Annotated in this window: 28 protein-coding genes and 1 riboswitch; of the genes, 13 read left to right on the plus strand and 15 right to left on the minus strand. The window is 71.2% G+C overall.

The genetic code is table 11. The annotated features are described in order from the left end of the window. Positions 1-97: transposase (locus J5X75_RS34360; protein ID WP_208467988.1), on the plus strand; the 97-nt coding region annotated here is incomplete at its 5' end. Positions 98-136: 39 nt separating this feature from the next. Here J5X75_RS34360 and J5X75_RS34365 read toward each other — a convergent pair. The 3 genes from J5X75_RS34365 to J5X75_RS34375 form a co-directional block, all read right to left on the minus strand. Then, complete coding sequence (locus J5X75_RS34365) at positions 137-700, minus strand: hypothetical protein (protein ID WP_208471806.1); 564 nt, start codon at positions 698-700, stop codon at positions 137-139. 100 nt (positions 701-800) lie between these two features. Beyond that, a complete protein-coding gene (locus tag J5X75_RS34370; RefSeq protein ID WP_208471807.1) occupies positions 801-1,829 on the minus strand; it encodes an aldo/keto reductase family protein in 1,029 nt (342 codons plus the stop codon). A gap of 89 nt (positions 1,830-1,918) precedes the next feature. Continuing rightward, complete coding sequence (locus tag J5X75_RS34375) at positions 1,919-2,671, minus strand: CAP domain-containing protein (protein ID WP_238490476.1); 753 nt, start codon at positions 2,669-2,671, stop codon at positions 1,919-1,921. A 647-nt stretch (positions 2,672-3,318) separates the two neighbouring features. Next, positions 3,319-3,486, plus strand: a riboswitch (cyclic di-AMP (ydaO/yuaA leader). A 6-nt stretch (positions 3,487-3,492) separates the two neighbouring features. Between J5X75_RS34375 and J5X75_RS34380 the strand changes: the two genes are divergently transcribed. After that, entirely contained in the window at positions 3,493-4,068 is a 576-nt protein-coding gene (locus tag J5X75_RS34380; protein WP_208471808.1) for a C40 family peptidase, read from the plus strand. A gap of 51 nt (positions 4,069-4,119) precedes the next feature. On the opposite strand, the gene J5X75_RS34385 is transcribed toward J5X75_RS34380, so the two are convergent. Then, a complete protein-coding gene (locus J5X75_RS34385; RefSeq protein ID WP_208471934.1) occupies positions 4,120-4,332 on the minus strand; it encodes a heavy-metal-associated domain-containing protein in 213 nt (70 codons plus the stop codon). Positions 4,333-4,466: 134 nt separating this feature from the next. Here J5X75_RS34385 and J5X75_RS34390 point away from each other — a divergent pair, with 134 nt between their 5' ends. Together J5X75_RS34390 and J5X75_RS34395 are read left to right on the plus strand one after the other, a co-directional pair. Then, positions 4,467-5,462 carry an MDR family NADP-dependent oxidoreductase gene (locus J5X75_RS34390; protein ID WP_208471809.1) on the plus strand — a complete coding sequence of 332 codons (996 nt, stop codon included), beginning with the start codon at positions 4,467-4,469 and terminating at the stop codon, positions 5,460-5,462. Positions 5,463-5,483: 21 nt separating this feature from the next. Continuing rightward, positions 5,484-5,867: a MerR family transcriptional regulator gene (locus J5X75_RS34395; protein ID WP_208471810.1), complete on the plus strand. Its 384-nt coding sequence runs from the start codon at positions 5,484-5,486 to the stop codon at positions 5,865-5,867. On the opposite strand, the gene J5X75_RS34400 is transcribed toward J5X75_RS34395, so the two are convergent. The 3 genes from J5X75_RS34400 to J5X75_RS34410 form a co-directional block, all read right to left on the minus strand. Beyond that, positions 5,806-7,077 carry an RNA polymerase sigma factor gene (locus J5X75_RS34400; RefSeq protein WP_208471811.1) on the minus strand — a complete coding sequence of 424 codons (1,272 nt, stop codon included), beginning with the start codon at positions 7,075-7,077 and terminating at the stop codon, positions 5,806-5,808. The genes J5X75_RS34395 and J5X75_RS34400 overlap by 62 nt on opposite strands. Further along, positions 7,074-7,454, minus strand: coding sequence for a YciI family protein (locus J5X75_RS34405; protein ID WP_208471812.1), 381 nt, complete (start codon positions 7,452-7,454; stop codon positions 7,074-7,076). The genes J5X75_RS34400 and J5X75_RS34405 overlap by 4 nt, the downstream gene beginning before the upstream one ends. A 92-nt stretch (positions 7,455-7,546) precedes the next feature. Continuing rightward, positions 7,547-8,788: an MFS transporter gene (locus J5X75_RS34410; protein WP_208471813.1), complete on the minus strand. Its 1,242-nt coding sequence runs from the start codon at positions 8,786-8,788 to the stop codon at positions 7,547-7,549. 46 nt (positions 8,789-8,834) lie between these two features. Between J5X75_RS34410 and J5X75_RS34415 the strand changes: the two genes are divergently transcribed. Then, the gene (locus J5X75_RS34415) at positions 8,835-9,908 is read left to right on the plus strand and encodes an ROK family transcriptional regulator (protein WP_208471814.1); all 1,074 of its coding nucleotides are present in this window, start codon (positions 8,835-8,837) and stop codon (positions 9,906-9,908) included. A gap of 8 nt (positions 9,909-9,916) precedes the next feature. Here the strand turns inward: J5X75_RS34415 and J5X75_RS34420 are convergent, their stop codons facing one another. Continuing rightward, positions 9,917-10,888 (minus strand): alpha/beta fold hydrolase, encoded by a 972-nt coding sequence (locus tag J5X75_RS34420; RefSeq protein ID WP_208471815.1) that lies wholly within the window; start codon positions 10,886-10,888, stop codon positions 9,917-9,919. Between the two features lie 82 nt (positions 10,889-10,970). On the opposite strand from J5X75_RS34420, the gene J5X75_RS34425 reads away from it, so the two are divergent. After that, positions 10,971-11,630, plus strand: a complete 660-nt coding sequence (locus J5X75_RS34425) for a TetR/AcrR family transcriptional regulator (protein WP_208471816.1) — start codon at positions 10,971-10,973, stop codon at positions 11,628-11,630. Positions 11,631-11,649: 19 nt separating this feature from the next. Here the strand turns inward: J5X75_RS34425 and J5X75_RS34430 are convergent, their stop codons facing one another. The 4 genes from J5X75_RS34430 to J5X75_RS34445 are packed head-to-tail and all read right to left on the minus strand — an operon-like array spanning position 11,650 to position 13,764. Beyond that, positions 11,650-12,315 carry a dihydrofolate reductase family protein gene (locus tag J5X75_RS34430; protein WP_208471817.1) on the minus strand — a complete coding sequence of 222 codons (666 nt, stop codon included), beginning with the start codon at positions 12,313-12,315 and terminating at the stop codon, positions 11,650-11,652. After that, complete coding sequence (locus J5X75_RS34435; protein ID WP_208471818.1) at positions 12,315-12,788, minus strand: SRPBCC family protein; 474 nt, start codon at positions 12,786-12,788, stop codon at positions 12,315-12,317. Before J5X75_RS34435 ends, J5X75_RS34430 begins: the two co-directional genes overlap by 1 nt. Before the next feature lie 3 nt (positions 12,789-12,791). Continuing rightward, positions 12,792-13,133 carry an ArsR/SmtB family transcription factor gene (locus tag J5X75_RS34440; protein ID WP_208471819.1) on the minus strand — a complete coding sequence of 114 codons (342 nt, stop codon included), beginning with the start codon at positions 13,131-13,133 and terminating at the stop codon, positions 12,792-12,794. Between the two features lie 52 nt (positions 13,134-13,185). After that, positions 13,186-13,764 (minus strand): DinB family protein, encoded by a 579-nt coding sequence (locus J5X75_RS34445; protein WP_208471820.1) that lies wholly within the window; start codon positions 13,762-13,764, stop codon positions 13,186-13,188. A gap of 64 nt (positions 13,765-13,828) precedes the next feature. On the opposite strand from J5X75_RS34445, the gene J5X75_RS34450 reads away from it, so the two are divergent. The 4 genes from J5X75_RS34450 (at position 13,829) to J5X75_RS34465 (ending at position 15,523) form a co-directional block, all read left to right on the plus strand. After that, positions 13,829-14,020, plus strand: coding sequence for a hypothetical protein (locus J5X75_RS34450; RefSeq protein WP_208471945.1), 192 nt, complete (start codon positions 13,829-13,831; stop codon positions 14,018-14,020). A 5-nt stretch (positions 14,021-14,025) separates the two neighbouring features. Then, the gene (locus J5X75_RS34455; protein ID WP_208471821.1) at positions 14,026-14,502 is read left to right on the plus strand and encodes a hypothetical protein; all 477 of its coding nucleotides are present in this window, start codon (positions 14,026-14,028) and stop codon (positions 14,500-14,502) included. 88 nt (positions 14,503-14,590) lie between these two features. Next, entirely contained in the window at positions 14,591-14,959 is a 369-nt protein-coding gene (locus J5X75_RS44870) for a hypothetical protein (RefSeq protein ID WP_238490477.1), read from the plus strand. Between the two features lie 12 nt (positions 14,960-14,971). Continuing rightward, a complete protein-coding gene (locus tag J5X75_RS34465) occupies positions 14,972-15,523 on the plus strand; it encodes a P-loop nucleotide/nucleoside kinase family protein (RefSeq protein ID WP_208471822.1) in 552 nt (183 codons plus the stop codon). Positions 15,524-15,545: 22 nt separating this feature from the next. Here the strand turns inward: J5X75_RS34465 and J5X75_RS34470 are convergent, their stop codons facing one another. Both J5X75_RS34470 and J5X75_RS34475 read right to left on the minus strand, forming a co-directional pair. Continuing rightward, the gene (locus J5X75_RS34470) at positions 15,546-16,715 is read right to left on the minus strand and encodes a cytochrome P450 family protein (RefSeq protein ID WP_238490478.1); all 1,170 of its coding nucleotides are present in this window, start codon (positions 16,713-16,715) and stop codon (positions 15,546-15,548) included. Between the two features lie 297 nt (positions 16,716-17,012). After that, complete coding sequence (locus tag J5X75_RS34475; RefSeq protein WP_208471824.1) at positions 17,013-17,474, minus strand: pyridoxamine 5'-phosphate oxidase family protein; 462 nt, start codon at positions 17,472-17,474, stop codon at positions 17,013-17,015. Positions 17,475-18,090: 616 nt separating this feature from the next. Here J5X75_RS34475 and J5X75_RS34480 point away from each other — a divergent pair. After that, a complete protein-coding gene (locus J5X75_RS34480) occupies positions 18,091-18,258 on the plus strand; it encodes a hypothetical protein (RefSeq protein WP_208471825.1) in 168 nt (55 codons plus the stop codon). On the opposite strand, the gene J5X75_RS34485 is transcribed toward J5X75_RS34480, so the two are convergent. After that, on the minus strand, positions 18,259-18,861 hold the full coding sequence (locus J5X75_RS34485; protein ID WP_208471826.1) for a helix-turn-helix domain-containing protein: 603 nt from the start codon (positions 18,859-18,861) through the stop codon (positions 18,259-18,261). Positions 18,862-19,011: 150 nt separating this feature from the next. Between J5X75_RS34485 and J5X75_RS34490 the strand changes: the two genes are divergently transcribed. Together J5X75_RS34490 and J5X75_RS34495 are read left to right on the plus strand one after the other, a co-directional pair. Continuing rightward, positions 19,012-19,311, plus strand: coding sequence for a hypothetical protein (locus J5X75_RS34490; RefSeq protein WP_208471827.1), 300 nt, complete (start codon positions 19,012-19,014; stop codon positions 19,309-19,311). A 104-nt stretch (positions 19,312-19,415) separates the two neighbouring features. Further along, entirely contained in the window at positions 19,416-20,420 is a 1,005-nt protein-coding gene (locus J5X75_RS34495) for an LLM class flavin-dependent oxidoreductase (RefSeq protein ID WP_208471828.1), read from the plus strand. Positions 20,421-20,423: the final 3 nt, after the last annotated feature.

A 20,423-nucleotide genomic window follows, 5' to 3' on the forward strand; every position in this document is an offset into this window, starting at 1 on the left:
CCTCTGGTCGCCGTCATACTTCGCCGGATCGTGCGGCGGCGCACCACTCGCGGTCGTCCGCGAATACATCGAAAACCAGAAACGTCCAGGTGGGTGACGGCGTTCCTCCCGGCCGTGAACGGCCGGGGTTCCCGCCTTATGAACTGCTGAACGACTGGAACATGGTGTCGAGCATGCGCTGCGGGTCGTCGATGTCGACCTCGGCCGCGAGGACGCCGATCATCTTCTTGTCGGCCAGGGACCCGTAGAAGGCTCCGAACGCGTTCGCGGCGCCGGGATAGCCTTCCAGTTCCTTCGCCAGGTCCGTGGTGAGCGAGGACAGTTCGGCGGCCTCGATTTTGGAATGGCCGTTCAGCGTGCCCGGTTCACGGATGCTGATGTCGGTCTTCGCCGTTTCGCTCGGCCCGGGAGTCGCCTTCTCGTTCTGGGAGAACTTCTCACCGACCAGATAGAAGACGATGCCACCACCGACGAGTACGACGAACGCGATCGCCGCCGACAACAGGGTGATCGCGACCGTTCGCGATTGTCCCTCGGACTGAGACGGGGCCGCCGGGACGCCGGAATATCCGTGGTCGAGCGGGCGGTAGCCCGGGTTTCCGTAGCCGGGCTGTTCGTAGAGCGGCGCGGTGTGCTGCGGCGTCTCGTAGGGGTCGACGGGCGGGGGAAGCGGTTCACCGGGCGGCGAAGGGTAGGTCATCAACGCTCCAGGACTCGAACTGTCGCCGGATGATACCGGCGGCCGGAGCCGCGGCCTCTCATGACCTGGGCGGATGTGGGTTACCGGACGACGGAGACGGTCAGGATGCCGGGCGGTTCCATTCGGGCTTGACGGACATCATCTGGGCGGTCTTGGTGGGGTCGCGGTCGATCAGGTCGTCCAGCACCTCGTCGATCCTCGCCAGCAGCTCGGCGGGCAGCCGGACCCCGGCGGCGAGGGCGTTCTCGGTGACCTGCCCGGGCCGGGAGGCGCCGATGATCGCCGAGCTGACACTGCCGCGTTGCAGGGTCCAGGCGACGGCCAGCTGCGCCATCGAGAGGCCGGCCTCCTCGGCGAGCGGGCGCAGCCGCTGCACGCGTTCGAGCAGCACCGGGCCGAGCACCCGGCTGATGAACCGGGGCGCCCGCCCGCCGCTGGTGGCGCGGGAGTTCTCCGGCAGCGGCCGACCCGGCTGGTACTTGCCGGTGAGCACACCCTGGGCGAGCGGCTGGAAGACCACCTGCCCGATGCCTTCGCGTTCGCACAGCGGCAGCACCTGCGGCTCGATCACCCGCCACAGCATGTTGTACTGCGGCTGGTTGGCGACGATCCGGCTGCGCAGCCCGAGGTCGGCGGCGATTCGCAGTGCGGCCTCGATCTGCGGGGCGGTCCACTCCGAGACGCCCAGGTAGAGCACCTTGCCCTGGCGTACCAGATCGTCGAAGGCGATCAGGGACTCCTCGAGCGGGGTGCGCTCGTCGAACCGGTGCGCCTGGTAGAGGTCGACGTAGTCGGTGCCGAGCCGCCGCAGCGAGGCGTGACACGACTCCATGATGTGCTTGCGGGACAGCCCGCGATCGTTGGGGCCGTCACCGGTCGGCAGGCAGACCTTCGTGGCGATCTCGACCGACGACCGCCGGACCGTGCGCAGCGCGTCGCCGAGAACCTGTTCGGCCGCGCCCTGGGCGTACACGTCGGCGGTGTCGAAGGTGGTGATTCCGGCGTCCAGCGCGGCCTGGATGCAGGCGAGCGCGGCATCCCGCGCCACCAGCTCGCCATGGGTCAGCCAGTTGCCGTACGTGATCTCGCTGACGTAGAGGCCACTACGACCGAGGCGACGGTGCTCCATAGTGGATCACCCTACCGAACGGGTCCGCCGGGGCACTGAAGCGAGATGCCCCAGCCGCGCGGGGCGGCTGGGGCATCAGGCGTCGAGCGTCAGTAACCGAAGTCCTGGGTGTAGTACGGGGTGCCGTCGGCCTTGAAGACCACGCCGACACCGACGGTCTTGGACTTGCAGTTGACGATGTTGGCGCGGTGGCCGGAGCTGTTCATCCAGCCGTTGACCACCTCGGCGGCGGTGCGGTAGCCGTAGGCGATGTTCTCGGCCGACGGCTGGGTGTAGCCGGCCGCCTTGGCGCGGTCGACGAAGCTGGACCCGCCGCTGCCGGTGTGCGAGAACGTGCCGGTCTGGGCCATCCAGGCGCTGTGGTCACGGGCGGCCTTGGTGAGCTGCGCGTTGACGGTCAGGGCGGAGCAGCCGTTCTTGCCACGCTCGACGTTGATCAGACGGTTGATCTCGTCCTGCAGGGCCTGCTCGTTCGACTTCGCCGGCGTGGTGTTGCCCGGGGCGGGCGTCGTCGGCGCGGGCTGGCTCGGGGCCGGGCGGCTCGGGGCGGGCGTGGTCGGAGCCGGCTGCGACGGGCGCTGGAAACGGTCGGGGTTCCAGGAGCCGTAACGGCCGGAGTCGTAGTTGCCGGAGCCGTACCGGCCCGAGTCGTAGTTCCCGGAGCCGTACCGGCCCGAGTCGTAGTTGCCGTACCAGGAGCCGTACTGCTCGTAGCCGGGCTGGGTCGGGCCGGGCTTCGCCGCAGCAGCCTCGGCCGGGTTCGCGATCATCGTGGTTGCGCCGACGGCGGCGACCGGGGCGAGGAGGGCGGTCACAGCGAAGCGGCGAAGAAGCTGGCGCAAGAGCAGACCCTTTCGGAAATGTGCTGCCCGCTGTTTGCGGGCTCGCCATTCACTTCGACGGGGCGCCGGACGCGACGATCACAGAATCGGTGTTTGCCGGTTTCCGAATGGTTGCCGCGATCGGACCTCGCCCGGCGTCGTCTGCGAGCGCTTCCGGCGTACGAAATCGATCGTGAAAAGCGGGAGTCACGGAGACCCGGACGTGCCCGCCGCCGCGACCGCAACCGGCCGGAGGGATCTTGACGCGAAGGCCGAGGAGGCGGGTGCGGTGAGCGCCCGGGCGTTGGCGACCCGACCCGCGGGTGACGGCATTCGGCCACCCGGCCATGCCCGGTGAGCCGGTTCGGCGGCCTCACCTCGGCGGAGCGGATGACCGCCGGCGAGGCGGCCGGAAGGACGATCCGGATTTATCGTGATCAGTTTCACACAAGATCATCACCGGGGTGTCACCACCCGTCGACGCAGCGTGTCGGAAAACTTCGCACCCGTTCTGCAACCGGGACGCCGCTCGCCGGGGTGATCGACGTCCGCCGATGCCGTGGCGGATTGACGGGCCCGGGACCTGGGATATCAAGGAGGGGCGGCGGGCACCTGCTCGCCGGTCGTGTCAGCACGGACCACGCCGAGCCCTGCCCCGGTCCGGCGACACGAGCCACTTGGCGAGTCATGAGGCAATCGGGGGCAGGGACGGGGGACCCACATATCGATCCAGCGCCGCCAGGTGATGGATCTCGGGGTGAAGCCGCCATCCGCGGCCGGGCATCCTTCCCGCCCGAACCCGACAGCTAACCTCGCAGGCGTGCCGGAGGGATTCCTTCACCGTGCACGTACGCACTTCGAGCCAGCGCATCCGTACCCTGAGCGCCGGCACCATCGCCCTGTCCGTGGGTCTCGGTCTTCTCACCGGAGCCCTCGCCACACCGCGGGCCGTCTCCGCCGCCCCACAGGCGCCGAGCGTCGCCGCCGTCCGGACGAACGTGACGGTCACCCGTACCGTCACCGTCGAGGCCGCGACCGGCACCCGGGTGGTGACCGCGGCGCAGGCGATCGGCACGCGGGTCGTGACCGAGGCGGCCCGGCACAAGGGCAAGCGCTACCTGTTCGGCGCCGTCGGCCCGAATCGTTTCGACTGCTCGGGCTTCACGCTCTACGTCTACAAGAAGACGGCCGGCAAGAAGCTGCCGCACAAGGCGAACCTGCAGCAGAAGTACGGCAAGGCGGTCAGCAAGGCCAACGCCCGTCCCGGTGACCTCATCATCATCCGCAGGGGCTCGTACGGCATCCACGCCGGCATCTACGCGGGCGACGGCAAGATGTGGTCGGCGCCGCGGACCGGTAAGACGGTGAGCAAGCAGAAGATCTGGAGTTCGAACTACGTCGTCAGGCGCCTGGCCTGACAGCGGCGGCGCTGTCCCGCACCGGTCGGGGGGGGGGAGCGCCGCCGTCGTTCACGGCTGGCTCGCCAGTTCGTAACCGGCCTCGTCGACGGCCGCGGCCACCGCGGTGTCGTCGACGGGCCGGTCGCTGGTGACGGTGACCGCGCCAGAGGTCAGGTCGACCTGGACGTCGGTGACGCCGGGGATCCGGCCGACCTCCCCGGTCACCGAGTTGACGCAGTGTGAGCAGGTCATGCCGGTCACGGTGTAGGTCTTGACAGCCATCACGTTCTCCTTGTCGTCCACGAAGGCAACAGTACCCGTACCCCCCTAGGGTATTGCGGCCCGGCTGTCCGGGCTTGCCTTTGACGCGCGGGTCAGGGTCTACCGTCCGGACTCCAGCAGTCGAAGGAGTCCGGATGATGTCGTACGAGGTGAAAGTCGCCACCCTCCCCCGAGGCCTGCCGCAGCCGGCCGACCTGACCGTCGTCCCGGCGCCGGTGCCGAGCGCCGCAGCGGGCGAGGTGCTGGTGCGCAACCGGTTCTTCACGGTCTTCGCCGCGCTGCGCACGCTGCTCGGCGGCGTCCAGGGCGCGCCGATGCCGCCGTTGCGGGTCGGCGACACGCTGTTCGGCCCCGCGGTCGGTGCGGTCGTGACGGCGCCCGCGGACAGCGGCCTGCGCCCCGGTGACCTGGTCCAGCACATGCTCGGCTGGCGCACGTACGCGGTGCTGCCACCCGGCCGGTGGCGCCCGGCCGGTGCCGAGCTGCCGGATCCGGTCGCCCATCTCGCCCAGGGGACGACCGCGTACGGGGCGCTGACCCGGGCCGCGGCGGTCCGGCCCGGTGACACGGTGTTCGTCTCGGGTGGCGCCGGGTCGGTCGGCTCGATGGCCGGGCAGATCGCGCGGCTGCTGGGCGCGGCACGGGTGATCGGCAGCACCGGATCGGCGTGGAAGGCCGCTCGGATGCCGGGCTACGACGCGGTCGTGGTGCGCGGCGAGACCCCGATCGCCGACCAGCTGGCGAAGGCGGCGCCCGGCGGCATCGACGTGGTCTTCGACAACGTCGGTGGCGCGGATCTGCGGGCTGCGCTCGATCTGGCCAATCCGGGGGCGCGGGTGGCGCTGGTCGGGGCGTTGTCCGGGCAACTGGATCCGGCCGGCAACGGCGGCGAGGCCCCGGTGGAGATCGACACCTACCGGCTGATCCTCCGGCAGGTGTCGATGACCGGTTACAGTGCGCATGGCGACGACCGGATTCACGCCGAGTGGATCAGCCGGTTCGCCGGGTGGCTGCGCGACGGTGTCATCACGTTCCCGTACCACCGGGTCGACGGCATCGAGGCGGCCCCGCAGGCGCTGCACGACGTGCTGACCGGGCGTCACCTCGGCACCATGGTGGTGGCCGTCTGACGCCTGCCGGCAGGAGGTTCCATGCGCATCGGCGACGCCGCGGCGGCGGCCGGCACCACACCCCGGGCGCTGCGGTTCTACGAGGCCAACGGCCTGCTGCCACCGCCGCGGCGCAGCGGCACCGGCCAGCGGGTCTACGGGGCGCGCGACGTCGCACGGCTGCGGGTGATCCGCCGGTTGCTGTCGCTGGGTCTGACCGTCGCCGATCTGCGCGATTGCGCCGACCGCCTGGATCTGGTCGAGAGCGAAGACCTTCCGGGGTACGGGGAGCCCGGCGCCTGCGCGAACCCCGGCGGTGTCGCCGCGCGCCGGGTGGCGACCATGAACGCCGAGATCGACCGTCTCACCGAGCTCCGTGATCGGTTGGCGGCCCATCTGGCCGGCCCTGGTCGCGGCGGCGGATGAGGTAGGCCCGCTCGGCGGCGTTGCCGGTGAGGGCGACGGCCCGGTCGTAGGCGGCCGCCGCGGCCCGGTCGCCGAGGCGCCGCAGCAGCTCGGCGCGGGCGGCGTGGAAGGCGTGGTAGCCGTCGAGGACACCGGCGAGCCGGTCGATCTCGGCGAGCCCGGCGGCCGGGCCGTCGACCTCGGCGACCGCGACCGCCCGGTTCAGCCGCACGATCGGTGACGGGTCGAGCCGCAGCATCCGGTCGTACAGGGCGACGATCGTCGTCCAGCGGGTGTCCCGGGCCGACCGGGCCTCGGTGTGCACGGCGTTGATCGCGGCCAGGAGCTGGTAGCGCCCGGCCGGTGGGCCGCCGGCCGCCACCGCCGCGATCCGCTCCCGGACCAGCGCGGCGCCCTCGGCGATGAGGTGGCGGTCCCAGAGGCCGCGGTCCTGGTCGGCGAGGGTCACCAGTTCCCCGGTCGCGGACACCCGGGCCGGGCGCCGGGCATCGGTGAACAGCATCAGGGCGAGCAGCCCGGTCACCTCGCCGTCGCCGGGCAGCAGGTCGCGCAGCAGCCGGCCGAGGCGGATCGCCTCGTCGGTGAGGTCGGCGCGGACCGGGTCGTCGCCCTCACCGGCGAGATAGCCCTCGTTGAAGACGAGGTAGACGACCGCGAGCACGCCGGCGAGCCGCTCGCGGATGTCGCCGGCCGACGGCACCCGGTAGGGGATGCCGGCCGCCCTGATCTTCGTCTTGGCGCGGGTGATCCGTTGCGCCATCGTGGTCTCGCGGACCAGGAAGGCGCGGGCGATCTCGGCGACAGTGAGGCCGCCGAGCAGGCGCAGGGTGAGCGCCACCCGGGCGTCCATGGCGAGCGCCGGGTGGCAGCAGGTGAAGACGAGCCGGAGCCGGTCGTCCTCGACGGGGCCGGTGGGTTCGGGTGCGCTGTCGTCGTACACGATGAGGGCCGCCTGGTGTCGGGCGTCGCGCTGGGCCTCGCGCCGCAGCCAGTCGATCGCCTTGCGGGACGCGGTGGTGGCGAGCCACCCGCCGGGATTCGGCGGTACGCCGTCGCGGGGGCCCCCCCGGGCGGCGGCCGCGCCCCCCACCGCCGCCCCCCCCCCCGCGGGGTGGGGATCACCGAAACGGCGGGCGAGGCCGGCGACCAGCCGCGCCCACTCCTGACGGTGGGCGCGGACGATCGCCTGCTCGGTGGCGCCGGCGCTCACTTCTTGTCGAGATAGCCGGAACGGTCGGCGCCGGGACCGCGGAACCGGTGCACCTCCTGCGGCCACTCGAGCGCGGTCGCGAGCCGGCCGGCCCAGTACCGGGCCGTCGCGTCGTCGGGGACGTCCACGGCGACGAATCCGCCGAGGTGCTCCTTGGTCTCGGCGAACGGCCCGTCGGTGAAGACGGCCTGGCCGTCGACGGCCTCGACGCTGCACACCACGGTGGACCGGTCGAGGCCGCCGTTGCTGAAGATCAGCACCCCCTCGGCCAGCATCTCGTCGAGCACGGGGCGGACCGCCTCGCTCTTCGCGCGGATCTGATCCTCGGTGTGGTGCGGCACCCACTCGTCGTTGAAGCTGATCAGGTATTCCGGCATGGTCGTCTCCCTCTGCTACCGGTCCGGCGGACGCCGTACACCCATTCCACGAACGGCGGCCCCTTGATACGACACCATCGGAACGGAATCTTTCAGACGGCCCGCCGCCGGTCCAGCGCGAATCCGGCAGCGGCCAGAGCGAGACCGGCCAGACCGAGGGCGACGCCGGCCCAGGCGGGGGCGCGGTAGCCGAGACCCGCGGCGATGACCGCGCCGCCGAGGGCCGCGCCGAGACTGTTGGCGACGTTCATGGCGGACTGGTTGACCGCCGCACCCATCAACTGTGCCCCGGGCGCGACCGTGATCAGCCGGGACTGCAGGGCGGGGCCGAGGAAGAGGCTGGTCGCGCCGATCAGGAAGGCGCCGGTGAACAGGCCGGCCGTGGTCCCGGCGGTCAGGGCGAAGAGCACCGCGGTGGCGATCATCGCGGTGAAGCCGAGCAGGGTGGCGCGGTGCAGGTCACGGTCGGCGTACCAGCCGCCGAGCGCGTTGCCGACGGTCATGCCCAGACCCATGGCGACCAGCACCCACGGCACGGCGCCGGTGGACAGGCCGGTGACCTCGGTGGTGACCGGGGCGATGTAGCTGTTGACGGCGAAGAAGCCGGCGAAGCCGATGGCGGCGGTCGCGGCGGTCAGCCAGACCAGCGGGTGGCGCAGCGAGCGCAGTTCGGCGGCGGGGGAACCGTCGGCGGCGGGCGCGTCCGGCACGGTGGCGGCCACGGCCAGCAGCGCGAGGGCGAAGACTCCGGCGATGAGCAGGTAGGCGGTCCGCCAGCCGGCCTGCTGGCCGAGCCAGGTGACGGCCGGCACGCCGACCACGTTGGCGATGGTCAGGCCGCTGAGCACGACGGCGAAGCCGCGGCCCTCGCTGCCGGGGCCCATGAGTTTGGCGGCCAGCAGGCCGGCGGCGCCGAAGTAGGCGCCGTGCGGCAGCCCGGCCACGAACCGGGCGACCAGGACGAGGGTGAATCCGGGGGCGAGCGCGGACGCGACGGTGCCGGCCACGAAGAGCACGAGCAGGGCGAGGACCAGCCGCCGGCGCGGCACCCGGGCGGTCGCGGCGGCGATCAGGGGCGCGCCGACGACGACCCCGAGGGCGTACGCGGTGACCATCCAGCCGGCGTGCGCGACGGCGTCGGACGGGGACCGGGTGTATTCGGCGCCGAGCAGGTCGTGGGCGATCTCGGGCAGCAGGCCGGCGGGGACGAACTCGGTGAGGCCGATGGCGACGGCGCCGAAGGCGAGGGCGAGCAGGGCCGGCCAGCGGCGGTGGGTGCCGGGGTGGGGAGCCACAGCGTCGAGTTCTGCAACGCTGTTGCGTTTGTCGTTCATGGCCCGGACTTTAGCAACGCTGTTGCGTTAGTTGTAGTGTGAGCCCGTGCACCTCGCCTTCCTCCGCGACTACCACGAGGCCCAGGTCATCGCCCTGGCCCGCAGCCGGCCGACCATCGAACGCGGCACGGTCGCCGAGATCACCGGCCTGACCCCGCAGGCCGTCTCCAAGGTCATCGCCCGGCTGCTGGAGGAGGGCCTGATCGCACCGGCCGGCGTGCGGCGGGCCGCGATGGGCAAACCGGCCGCCGTCTACCAGCTCGTCCCGGACAGCCGGTGGGCGATCGGCGCGCACGTCACCCGCCGCGCCCTGCGCCTGGCCCTGACCGACCTGGCCGGCACCGTCCGGGCCGGCGCCACGACCGCCCTGCCACCCGACTTCACCCCGGATCAGTTGCTGAGCGAACTGTCCGCCGGAGTCACCGCGCTGCTCGCCTCCCCCGGGCCCCCGTCCCGGCGGCTGGCCGGCGTCGGCATCGGCATGATCGGGCCGCTCGACCAGGCCACCGGCACCGTTCGCGACGCGCACCGGCTCCGCCACTGGCACGACATCCCCCTGGCCGCCCTCGCCACCGAACGGCTCGGCCTGCCGGTCCACGTCGACAAGGACGTCACCGCCGGCGTGACCGCCGAGGCGTGGCGCCGCGGCGCCGGATTCCGCGACGCCGCCCTGATCATGGTGGAGAGCGGCGTCGGCGCCGGGCTCTGGCTCGGCGGCTCCGCCCATCGCGGCGCGCACACCAACGCCGGGGAGTTCGGGCACACCGTCGTCCAGCTCGACGGCCCGCCGTGCGTGTGCGGCCGCCGGGGCTGCCTGGAGGCCGTCCACGACCGGGCCGGTGATCCGGCGGCGGCCGCGGCCGTCATCGGCGTCGGCGTGGTCAACCTGTTGCAGACCCTCGACCTGGGACACATCGTCCTCGCCGGGGCCGACCTGCTGGAGCACGGCGACGTCTACCGCCGGGCCGTCGAGCACGCGGTCCGCACCCAGGTCCCCCGCGCCGACTGGCTGTCCGTCGAGGTCACCCTGGCCGGTCTCGGCGCCGGCACGATCGCGGCGGGCGCCGCGATGCAGGTCCTGAACGCACGGTACGGCGTCCCCGACCCCGCCGGCCGGTGATCAGGGCGTCACCGCGGGCGCACCCGCGTCAGCGCCTCGTGTTCCTGCGCTTCGGCGCGCGGCCCGCGTACCCGAATGGTCCCGGAGGCCTCGTCGGCGTGGGCCCGGATCTCGCGGGCCACGGTGGGCCAGATCTCCCGGGGTAGGTCGTGGCCGGCGCCGGGCAGTTCGACGTAGCGGGCGTTCGGCACCGATGCGGCGATGCGGCGGCCGGCGGCGGGGCGGATCAGCGGATCCCGCTCGCCGTGCAGCACGAGGGTGGGGACGCGGAGGTCACGCAGGCGCGGGCCGTGCCAGCTGGCGCCGGTCTGCCGGGCCTGGGCACGGCTGTCGCGGACGCCGCTGGGCAGTCCGGCGTCGAGTTCGCGTTCGACGCGGAGGCGGGCGTCCTGCTCGTCGAACGGGTAGCCGGGCGAGGCGACCGCCCGCAGCAGGTCGAGGCCGGCAGCGATGTCGCCGTCGCGCCCGGCGGAGTGGCGCATCCGGGTCAGGCGTGCCAGGAACGGCAGCCGCACGTAGCGCAGGACGGCGGCGCCGCGAGCGTCGCTGGGCACGGCGGCGTACGAGGTCAGGGTGTGCACCCGGTCGGGGTGGCGTAGCGCGGTGCGCTGGGCGACCAGGCCGCCCTGGGAGATGCCGAAGAGGTGGGCGCGCTGCCAGCCGAGCGCGTCGAGGACGGCGACCGTGTCGTCGGCCATGTCCTCGGCGGTGTAGGCGGGCGGGCGGCGGCGCAGCAGGGCGGTCAGCGGGTTGCCGGCGGGCGTGTCGTCGAAATGGGTGGAGCCGCCGGCGTCGCGGCCGTCGAACGAGACGACGCTGAACCCGGCGTCGATCAGTGCGGCGACCAGGCCGTCGGGCCACCAGAGGCGGGAGACGCCGAGGCCCATGAGCAGCAGCAGCGGCTCGCCGCCGGCGCCGCCGAGGTCGTCGACCGCGAGGCGTACGTCGCCGTTGTGTGCGGTGTACGGAGTCCTGGTCATCGTCGCCTCACTCTTTCGGGAACAGTGTTCGCGAACAATGTACTCGGAACGATAGGGTGGGGACAACAAGGAGAGGGGCGGCATGGAGACGGTGCCGGTGTGGCTTCGAGAACGGCGTACCGGAGTGGGCCGGCCCGCCGAACGATCCCGCGCGGAGGTGACCGCCGCGGCGATCGCCCTGGCCGACCGGGAGGGCCTGGCCGCCGTGTCGATGCGCCGCGTCGCCGCCGAACTGGGCACCGGCCCGGCCTCGCTCTACCGCTATGTGGACAGCCGGGACGACCTGCTCGACCTGATGACCGACGAGATGGCCACCGAGTACCGACTGCCCGAGCCGGGCGGCCCGTGGCTGCCGGCGCTGCTGGAGGTGTACCGGCAGGGCCGCGCGGTGATGCTGCGGCACCCTTGGCTGCCGGAACTGCTGCTCACCCGCTCGGCGCTCGGCCCGCACTCCACCGAGCTGCTGGAACACGTGCTGGCGATCCTCGCCGCGCACCCGGCGGGCGCGGGCCGCAAGCTGGAGGCGTTCGCCGTGATGACCACGCTCACCGCCGCCCTCACGCTGAACGAACTCAACGCGAGCTCGGGCGCCCCGCAGCGGCAGGGCGCCTACCTGGCCCACGCGATCGCGGCGGGACGGCACCCCCACCTGACGGCGGCGCTGGCCGGCGGCCCGCCGACACCGGCGCCCCGTTTCGAGGACACGGTGTCGCGGGTCCTCACCGGCCTGCTGGGCGAATGAGCACCACCGTCACCGAAGGTCAGCGAGGGTGGACGGCGTAGGTCAGGTGCGTGACCCGCGGTGACGGCTCGGAGCGGACCGGCTCCAGCCGGATCCGGGAGGCGTCGACGCCGTCGAACAGGCGGGTGCCGGCGCCGAGCAGCACGGGCGCCAGCGCGATCGTGAACTCGTCGACCAGGCCGGCGTTCAGGTACTGCAGGATCGTCTCTCCGCCGCCGCAGATGCGGACGTCCCGGCTGCCGGCGGCCTCGCGGGCCCGGTCGAGCGCGGTCTTGATGCCGTCGGTGACGAAGTGGAAGGTGGTGCCGCCGGGCCGCTCCCACGGCTCACGCCCGGTGTGCGTCACGACGAAGACCGGCGTGTGGAAGGGCGCCTCCTCCGGCCATGACTGCTCGCCGAGATCGAACATGCGCCTGCCCATGACGTTCGCGCCGATGCGCTCGTACGTCTCCCGCGCGATCTCGTCGTCGCGTCCTTCCTCGCCGCCCTCGCCCAGCTTCAGGTTCTCCCGGAAGAACCGCAGCGGGAACATCCACTGCTGCAACTCCCCCCACTGTTTCATCCAGCGCCGCACGTCCGGGTCGTCCTGCCGGGCGGGCGTGAGGAAGTCGCCGACGGACGGGGGTTCGGGTGCGACGAAGCCGTCCAGCGACATCGACACGCTGAAGAACACCTTTCCGGCCATCAGCTCTGCCCTTCCTTCAGCAGAACCCCGACGACGTACGCCGACAGGTTGCCCAGCGTCTGCCGGCCGCCCTCGACAGCGTGGTATTTCTCGACCGCCTCGTCGCGCGACTGCTTCGTGGGGAACACCGTGCGCATCTCGATCCGGGTCGCCGCGCCGTCCGGCGTGAAGGTCAGAACCGACGTGAACGCGTTCGGGTCGTCGCGGAACTCCCCGTGCAGCAGCGCGATCCGCTCCGGCGCGACGATCTCGGTCCAGGTGATCCATTCGGAGTAGTCGGTGCCGTCCGGCCCGTGCATCACGAAGTCCCACACCTCGCCCTCGCGGAACGTGAAGGACCGCGTGGTGGTGCTGAACCCCTCCGGTCCCCACCACCGGGACAGGTGGCGGACCTCGGTGAACGCCTCGAACACCAGCTCCCGTGGGGCGTCGATGACCCGGGAGATCACGATCTCCCGCTCTTCTGCCGCCATCAGTCAGTCCTCCTGCCGTGTCTGCTTGAGCTCCCGCACGTACGTTTCCAGCCGGTCGAAACCGCCGGTCCAGAACTGTTCGAATCCGCCCACCCAGTCGTGGATCGGCCGCAACCCGCGGGCGTCCAGGCCGTAGAGGCGCTGTTTGCCCACCTCGCGGACGCGCACCAGCCCCACCTCCCGGAGCACTCGCAGGTGCTTGGACGCCCGCGGCTGGCTCATCCCCAGCTCCCGGGCCAGGTCGGTCACCGGCCGCTCGCCCGCCCGCAGCAGCGCCAGGATGTCCCGGCGCTGCGGCTCGGCGATGGCGTTGAACGCGTCCGACGTCGTCGCTGCTCGTGCCATGGCAGCCATCATATTCCCATAACGGCATGCGTCAAGCGCGACGAGTGACGGGTCAGGCGAAGGAGCGCGCGGTGGCCTCCAGCCGGTCCCGGTAGGCGGCCCACCACGCCTCGTCGGCCTCGTGGACGTTGTCGCCGGGGCGCCGCCAGCCCACCTGCCCGTCGATCAGCTCGCGGACGAGATCGGCGTGGCCGGCATGGCGGTTCAGCTCGGCAAGCATGTGTACGAGAACGTGGTGCAGTGTCACCGCCGGGTCGCCCCACCAGCGGACCGATCCGGGCGCGTCGATCGGCAGCGCCTCGATCGTGGCGTCGGCGTGGGCCCAGGCCCGCCGCCACAGGGCGATGATGTCGTCGCGGGACTCGTCGGCGCCGGCCCACATGTCCACGTTGGGTTCGGCGCCCTCGGCCAGGCTGAGCAGCGGCTCGGGGAACGGCCGGCCGAACACCTCGCCGAAGTAGGCGGCGGTCACCACGGCGACGTGCTTGACCAGTCCGAGCAGGTTCGTCCCGGTGGGCACGAGCGGCCGCCGGACGTCGTACTCCGACAGGCCGTCCAGCTTCCCGAGCAACGACTCGCGCCCCTCCCGCAGATAGCGGTGAAGATTCGCCTTGGCATCAAGATCAATCATGCCGCCCAGAATGCCATCGGCCGCGCGTTCCCCGTACCCCGCAAAGGTCTATTAAGGTCAATTGATGCGACCAGATCTCGCCACCAGCGCCGTCGACTCGTTACGCCTCGACACCGTGCCCGGCCGGCGGACCGTGGCGATTCCGGACGCGACCGGCAACAAGCGTCCGGACACCCTGCCGAACCTCATCGCCACCGGGCGGGCCGGGCCGCTGTTCGTCATCCCGGGGCGCGCCACGAAATACCGGCTCCCATGAGTCTGATGGTTCGCTATCTCGCCGTCATCGACGACGGGCACGACGTCAAGAATCCGGTCACCGTGCTGCGGATGATCGACGGGTCGTCCGTTGCTCTCCAGCTCAACGAGGATGCCGCCTGGGTCCGCTCGACGCTTCTGGCTCGCATCGAAGCCGGCGAGGCACCCTACCGGCTCCGGTCCATCTCGCCTCGCGCGGCCGCCCGCATCCGGAAACGGCGGGAGCAAAAGATCAACTTCAAGTTCTTCCTTCTGGTACGGGACGACGACCCGACCGACACACCGGTAGGAGTCCTGCGCGAGTGGGAGCCCACCGGTGGCGGCCTGTACGCGGAGACGTACACCCGCGAGGGCGAGTGGACGCGCAGCAACGTACGCCTGGACATCGAACGCGGCAGCGACATCCAAAACCGGATCGTGCCGAGCGACGCCTCCACCGTGCACCAGATCATCGAGTCCTGGCACCGGCTTTGGAAAGAATGACCCCCCTGCCGGGCAGCCGGCCGGCACCGACGACGGTCGGCACGCCGCCTGCCGCATGATGGAGGGCGACATCTGGCAGGGTGTGGCCATGGTCGAAACCGCCGCTCTGCTGGCCGCCTACGACGCGCACATGCGCATGCCGGCCGGCGCCGTCCCGTCCGGCATCACCCACGAGCACGACGGCCCGGTCGTGCGAATAGTCGGCGGGCACATGGGACGCGTCCGGGCGCCGCGCGACGTCGGTGTCACCGGCGCCGCATTACCAGTGGACACCGCCGACATAGCTACGGCGCCCGTTCCGGGACGCATGCCCGCCGCGCTCCCCGAGGCTCCTTCGCGGAATCGCCGGGAATCTATCCCATCCCACGCCGGTCGAGCGCCTGAACGAGATCCGCACAAGACTCTCGTCCTGATCGCCGGGTCCAGGACGATGCTCGAAACGCTTGCAGCGCGGTGACACGATCACGGCGTGATTGTCTGGATCAACGGGGCGTTCGGCGCCGGCAAGACGACGACGGCGAGCCTGCTGGCCGAAAGGCTGGACGGGGCGAAGCTGTTCGATCCGGAATACGTCGGATACATGCTGATGCCGTTCCTCACGTCACCGACCGGCGATTTCCAGGATCTCCCACTCTGGCGGCACCTCGTGATCGAGACCATGACCGGCCTCGCCGAGCAGTACCCACACCCGTGGATCGCCCCGATGAGCCTGCTCAACGCGTCCTACCGGGCCGAGATCCTGGACGGCATCCGCGATCGCGGCATCGAGGTCCACGAATTCATCCTGACGGTTCCGGAGGACCGGCTACGCGCCCGGATCGACGCGGACGAGGTCGACGTCAAGGCGCGGCGATGGCGACAGGACCACGTCGGCCAGGCGCTGATCACCTTCGCCACCCTGACCGGCGCCACGTTCATCGACGGCACGCCGCCCGCCGATCAGGTGGCCGACGCCGTCCTGCGCCGGCTACCGCGTGACGAAAAACAAGATCAAAATCCAGTTCTCCACGGTACGGGGTGAGCGCACACCGATCCACGCGTCCTCACCGTGCGGCTGCGGCGTGCAGCCGCACCGGCAGCGATCGCAGGCCGTGCATCAACACCCCGGTACGCCACCGCAGCTCCGACGGCGCCACGGCGACCGCGGCATCGGGGTAGCGGGCGAACAACCGGCTCACGGCGATCCGCGCCTCCAGCCGGGCCAGCGGCGCACCCAGGCAGAAATGGATACCGTGACCGAAGGCGAGATGCCCGCCGTCGCCGCGGCCGGGGTCGAACGTGTCCGGGTCGGCGAACCGTCGCGGGTCGCGGTTCACCGCGAGCAGGGAGACGAGCACCTGCTCACCGGCCGGGATGGTGGTGTCCCCCAGCGTGATCGGCCGGGTGGTGACCCGGTAGGTGCTGGTCGCCGACGGACTCGCCATCCGCAGCACCTCCTCGACCACGGCCGGCGCCAGACCCGGATCGTCACGCAACCGGGAACGCTGCTCCGGGTTGCGGCTCAGCAGATGGACCGCGTTGCCGATCAGATTCGCCGTGGTCTCGTGGCCGGCCACCACCAGCAGCAGCGCCATGCCGACCAGTTCGTCGTCGCTGAGCCGGTCACCGTCGTCGACGATCCCGGCGAGCGCGCTGAGAAGATCGTCCGCCGGCTGGGCGCGTTTGCGGTCGAGCAGGTCACGGAAGTAGGCGACGCTCTGCGACAGGGCCTCCACCAGGTCGGCGCCGCCCACGATGATCGTGTCGGACCAGGCCCGGAACGGCCCGCGTTCGGCCGCCGGGATACCGAGCAGTTCGCAGATCACCTCGAACGGCAGCGGGACGGCGAGCCGGTCGATCACGTCCACCTCGGCATCCGCGGCGAACCCGTCGAGCAGCCGGTCGGTGATCCGCTCGATCCCCGGCCGCAGCGCCTCGATGCGGCGTGGGGTGAAGCCGGCCGAGACGAGCCGCCGCAGCCGGGTGTGATCCGGCGGGTCGCGCAGCAGCATCTGCGTGGTCAGCGCCGAACGCAGGTGCGGTGGCAGCCCGTCCATGGGCTGTTGTTTGGACAATGACGGATCGGTCAGCACCCGGCGCGCCTCGTCCCAGCGGGTGACCAGCCAGAACGGTATGCCGGCGGGAGACGTCACCCGGTGCGCCGGGCCGGCCTGCCGCAGCTCGGCCAGCGCCGGATGCGGATTCGCCGGGTACGCGTCGTCGAACAGCGCCATGCTTCGTGCCTTCCCCAGGCGGACATGCATCGACCATCGTAGAGGTCCACTGACGAGGGAGGCGCACCGCGCCCAGCCGGCAGGGCCGCCGTTGAGACGCTATCCGGCCGGTCGGGTCGAACGCGCCGCGTACCGTTCCTGGGTGTCGACGACCGCGTCGGCGTAGCGGGTGGCGTGGGCTGGCCCGCGCCGGACACCTGGAGGCCACGGCGGCGTTCGCGATCGGTTTGTGGTTCGCGGGCGGGCAACCGCGTGCCGTCGTCCCGTCCGCGGCCGAGTCACCCCGGCCCTGAGGGGTCAGAGCGGGAGTGGGATGCGGCGTTCGGGGCCGTCGTCGGCGGGGAGCAGCCAGGCCTCGGTGATGTCGGCACGGTAGAGGCGCAGCGGGGCCTCGCCGGTGACCTGGTTCAGGCGCCAGGCGGGGAATCCTTCGGCGACCGACCGGGTGGAGAAGACCTGCAGGTGGAGGGCGAGGTCGCTGTCCGGGCAGGGTGCGGCGGTGGCGCGGGCGTAGAAGGCGGTGGCTCCGCCCATCGGAACCGTCGAGTCGAAGACGGTGACCGCTATCCGGGGGTTCTCGGCGATGAGCTCCGAGTGCCGCGCGGAGGGGCGGGAGAGCCACAACACCCTGTTGATCTCCAGGTTGACGAAGTAGACGGGGCTTACCCAGGGTTCTCCGGCGGGGGTGGCGGTGCCGAGGACCGCGTATCGGTTGGCGGCGAGAATGGCACGGGCCTGAGCGGTCGGCTCTTCGGTCATACGGCCCACAATGCCGTGTGCGGGCGGGATCCGCTGTCCGAAGTCGGGCGGTACCGAGGACAACCAGGAGCGACCCACGCATCTGACGCTACGCGCGCGTGCGGGTGCACAGCGTGATGGCGATCAATGGCAGGGACGTGACATCGTGAGCGTGCCCAGTGGCTGCACGGGAGGTGGCGATGCAATCGAAGGGCCCGCTCCGGGCGCTTACGGCCGCTCTCCTCGTGGCTGTCGCCGGCATCCTGACCACTTTAGTCGCCATCGCGGTCAACAGCGCGACGGGCGACGAGAGTGACGAATGGCCCGGGCCTCTTCGGATGATCCAAACAGATCCCTGGCCGTCCGTGATCGTCCTGACCCTTGTCGGGGTCACCGTAGCGATCCCGTTGTGGCGTCTCAGCAGCGGATCCGGCGACGATGCGACCCCGGGGATCAGCAACAGTGCCGGCAACATCAACCAGTTCAACAGCAGCGGGACGACGCAAGTCAACAACTATTACGGCGATGTGCATCAGAATGCCGGCCCAGCACCGTCGGCCGCTCCGGAGCCGGCCGAGGACGACCGGGACGTGCCCGGCCTTCCTGAGTTCGTGCCCTCGCGCTCGCCGGGCTCACGTTGCTGCGACCGGAGCTGGGCGAGCAGGGTGCGGTCACGGCCTACCGGGCGGCCCAGAGCATCTTCGACCTGGGTGGCGCGAAGTTCCGGCGACGCGAACTCTTCGCCGCGCTGACCGCATGCTGCCAGGACGACCCGTTGCCGGAGATCAAGGCTCTGCTCGGATGATCAGAGCCATCCATGCTGCTGCGCGGTGATCAGCGCATCCGTGCGGCCCTGCGCGCCGATCCGGGTGTACAGATCGCGAAGCAGCCGGAACATCATGCGCTCGGAGTAGCCGGCTTCGGCTGCCAACCGCCCTACGGTGGTGCCTCGTGCCAGGTTGCGCAACCAGTCCCGTTCGGCCGCCGAGGGCTCGTTCGGCTCGGTGATGTCCGCCCCCGGGGCAGCCAGCTCACGCAGCACCTCGACCGGCACCACACTTTCGCCGCGCACCACCGCCCGGAACCGCTCGCGGAATGCCGACGGAGAGGCGTCCCGCGCCATGACGCAGGCCGCCCCGGCTCGCAAGGCACGCACCGAATCCGGCACCGACATCTGTTCCAGAAGAGCCACCAACACCAGATCGGCGGCGGTACGACGAAGTCCCTCGAGCATGCGCCAATCCGCTTCGGACTGCAGGGTGAGGATGACGATGGTGGTCTGCTCGTCTCGTACCCATGCCAAGAGATCGTCCGGCGTCTCCGACTCGAACCCGGCGTCACGCAGGATCTCGACGACGCCGTGCCGGAAGACGGGCAGGGGATCCGCCACCGCGATCCGCACCAGCATGGAACCGTGACCTCCTCCGACCCGGAACGAACGCCCGTTGATCCTTGTCGACGGATGGACCGGTGCGCCAGCCGGCCACTCCGTGGCAGGACTGTGCCGCCACGATGGCGTCATGGACCGGCAGGCAGAGCCGCACCTAGCGTGATGGTCATGTCACCGTCCGGAATCGTCCCAGACCCGAAAGGCTCCACCTACTTCGACGACCTCGCTCTCGAATGGTCGACCAACGACACCACCACAGAGGCCGCTGTTCAGAAATGCCTCAACACGGTGGCTCGCTCGCAGATTCTGCTAGCGGAACACGTCACGGCACTGACCAGAGCCGCCGATCGCCTGGACCGCGTCACGGACAACCCGCGCCTGGCCGCCGCGGCGGCACACCTGAAAAATGCCGTCGACGTGGTGAAGCAGGCGCAGGAGATCCTCAAGAAGGTCCCCGCGGGCGACTGAATCCCCACTCGGCAAACGCTGACACCCAGCGCTACCGGCCCGGCGTGGCTGTGTTCTGGCGCACCGGCGGGAACGATCGCCGCCAGCTGAATGTTGCCGCGCGTATGACACGTACCTCTCGGGCCGGACTGCGCCTTTCGATTCTGGATCTCGCACCGATCGCTCCCGGCGAAACGGTGGCGCAGGCCATCGCGAACTCCGTCGCCCTCGCGCAGGCCGCCGAACGGTACGGCTACGAGCGGGTCTGGTATGCCGAGCACCACAACATGGCCCGGATCGCCTCGAGCGCCACCAGCCTGCTGATCGGGCACGTGGCCGGCCACACCTCCACGATCCGCCTCGGTGCGGGCGGCATCATGCTGCCCAACCACTCCCCGCTGGTGATCGCCGAGCAGTTCGGCACCCTGGCCTCGCTCTACCCGGGCCGGATCGATCTGGGCCTGGGCCGTGCCCCCGGAAGCGACCAGGTGACCATGCGGGCGATGCGCCGTTCCCCGATGTCGGCGGACAGCTTCCCGCAGGACGTCCGCGAACTGCAGGGCTATCTCGGCGACGAGTCACCGGTCGAGGGCGTACGGGCCACACCGGGCGCGGGGACGAACGTGCCGCTGTACATCCTCGGCTCGTCGCTGTTCGGCGCCCGCCTCGCCGCCGCGTACGGTCTGCCGTACGCGTTCGCCTCGCACTTCTCCCCCGGCCTGCTGCACGAGGCGGTCGCGCTCTACCGCAGCGAGTTCACCCCGTCGGCCCAGCTGGCGGAACCGTACGTCATCGCCGGGGTGAACGTGGTGGCCGCCGCCTCGTCCGAGGAGGCGCGGCAGCGGTTCGAGGTCACCCGCCGCATCCTGGTCCGGGGCCTGATCAAGGGCGACTACTCCGACGAGGAGATCGACGCCTTCCTGACCACCCCGAACGGCCGGCAGCTCGCCGCGATGCTGACCTACACGGCGGTCGGCACCCCGGCCGAGGTCAGCGACTACCTCACCTCGTTCGCCGAGCAGGCGCAGGCCGACGAGCTGATCGTCGCTCACCAGTCGACGCGGATCGCCGACCGCCTCGAATCCGTCGCGCTGACCGCCGAAGCGGTGCTGGGCGCCGCGGCGGCGTGACGA

It is taken from the genome of Actinoplanes flavus (assembly GCF_017592555.1).
Classification (GTDB): Bacteria; Actinomycetota; Actinomycetes; order Mycobacteriales; family Micromonosporaceae; genus Actinoplanes; species Actinoplanes flavus.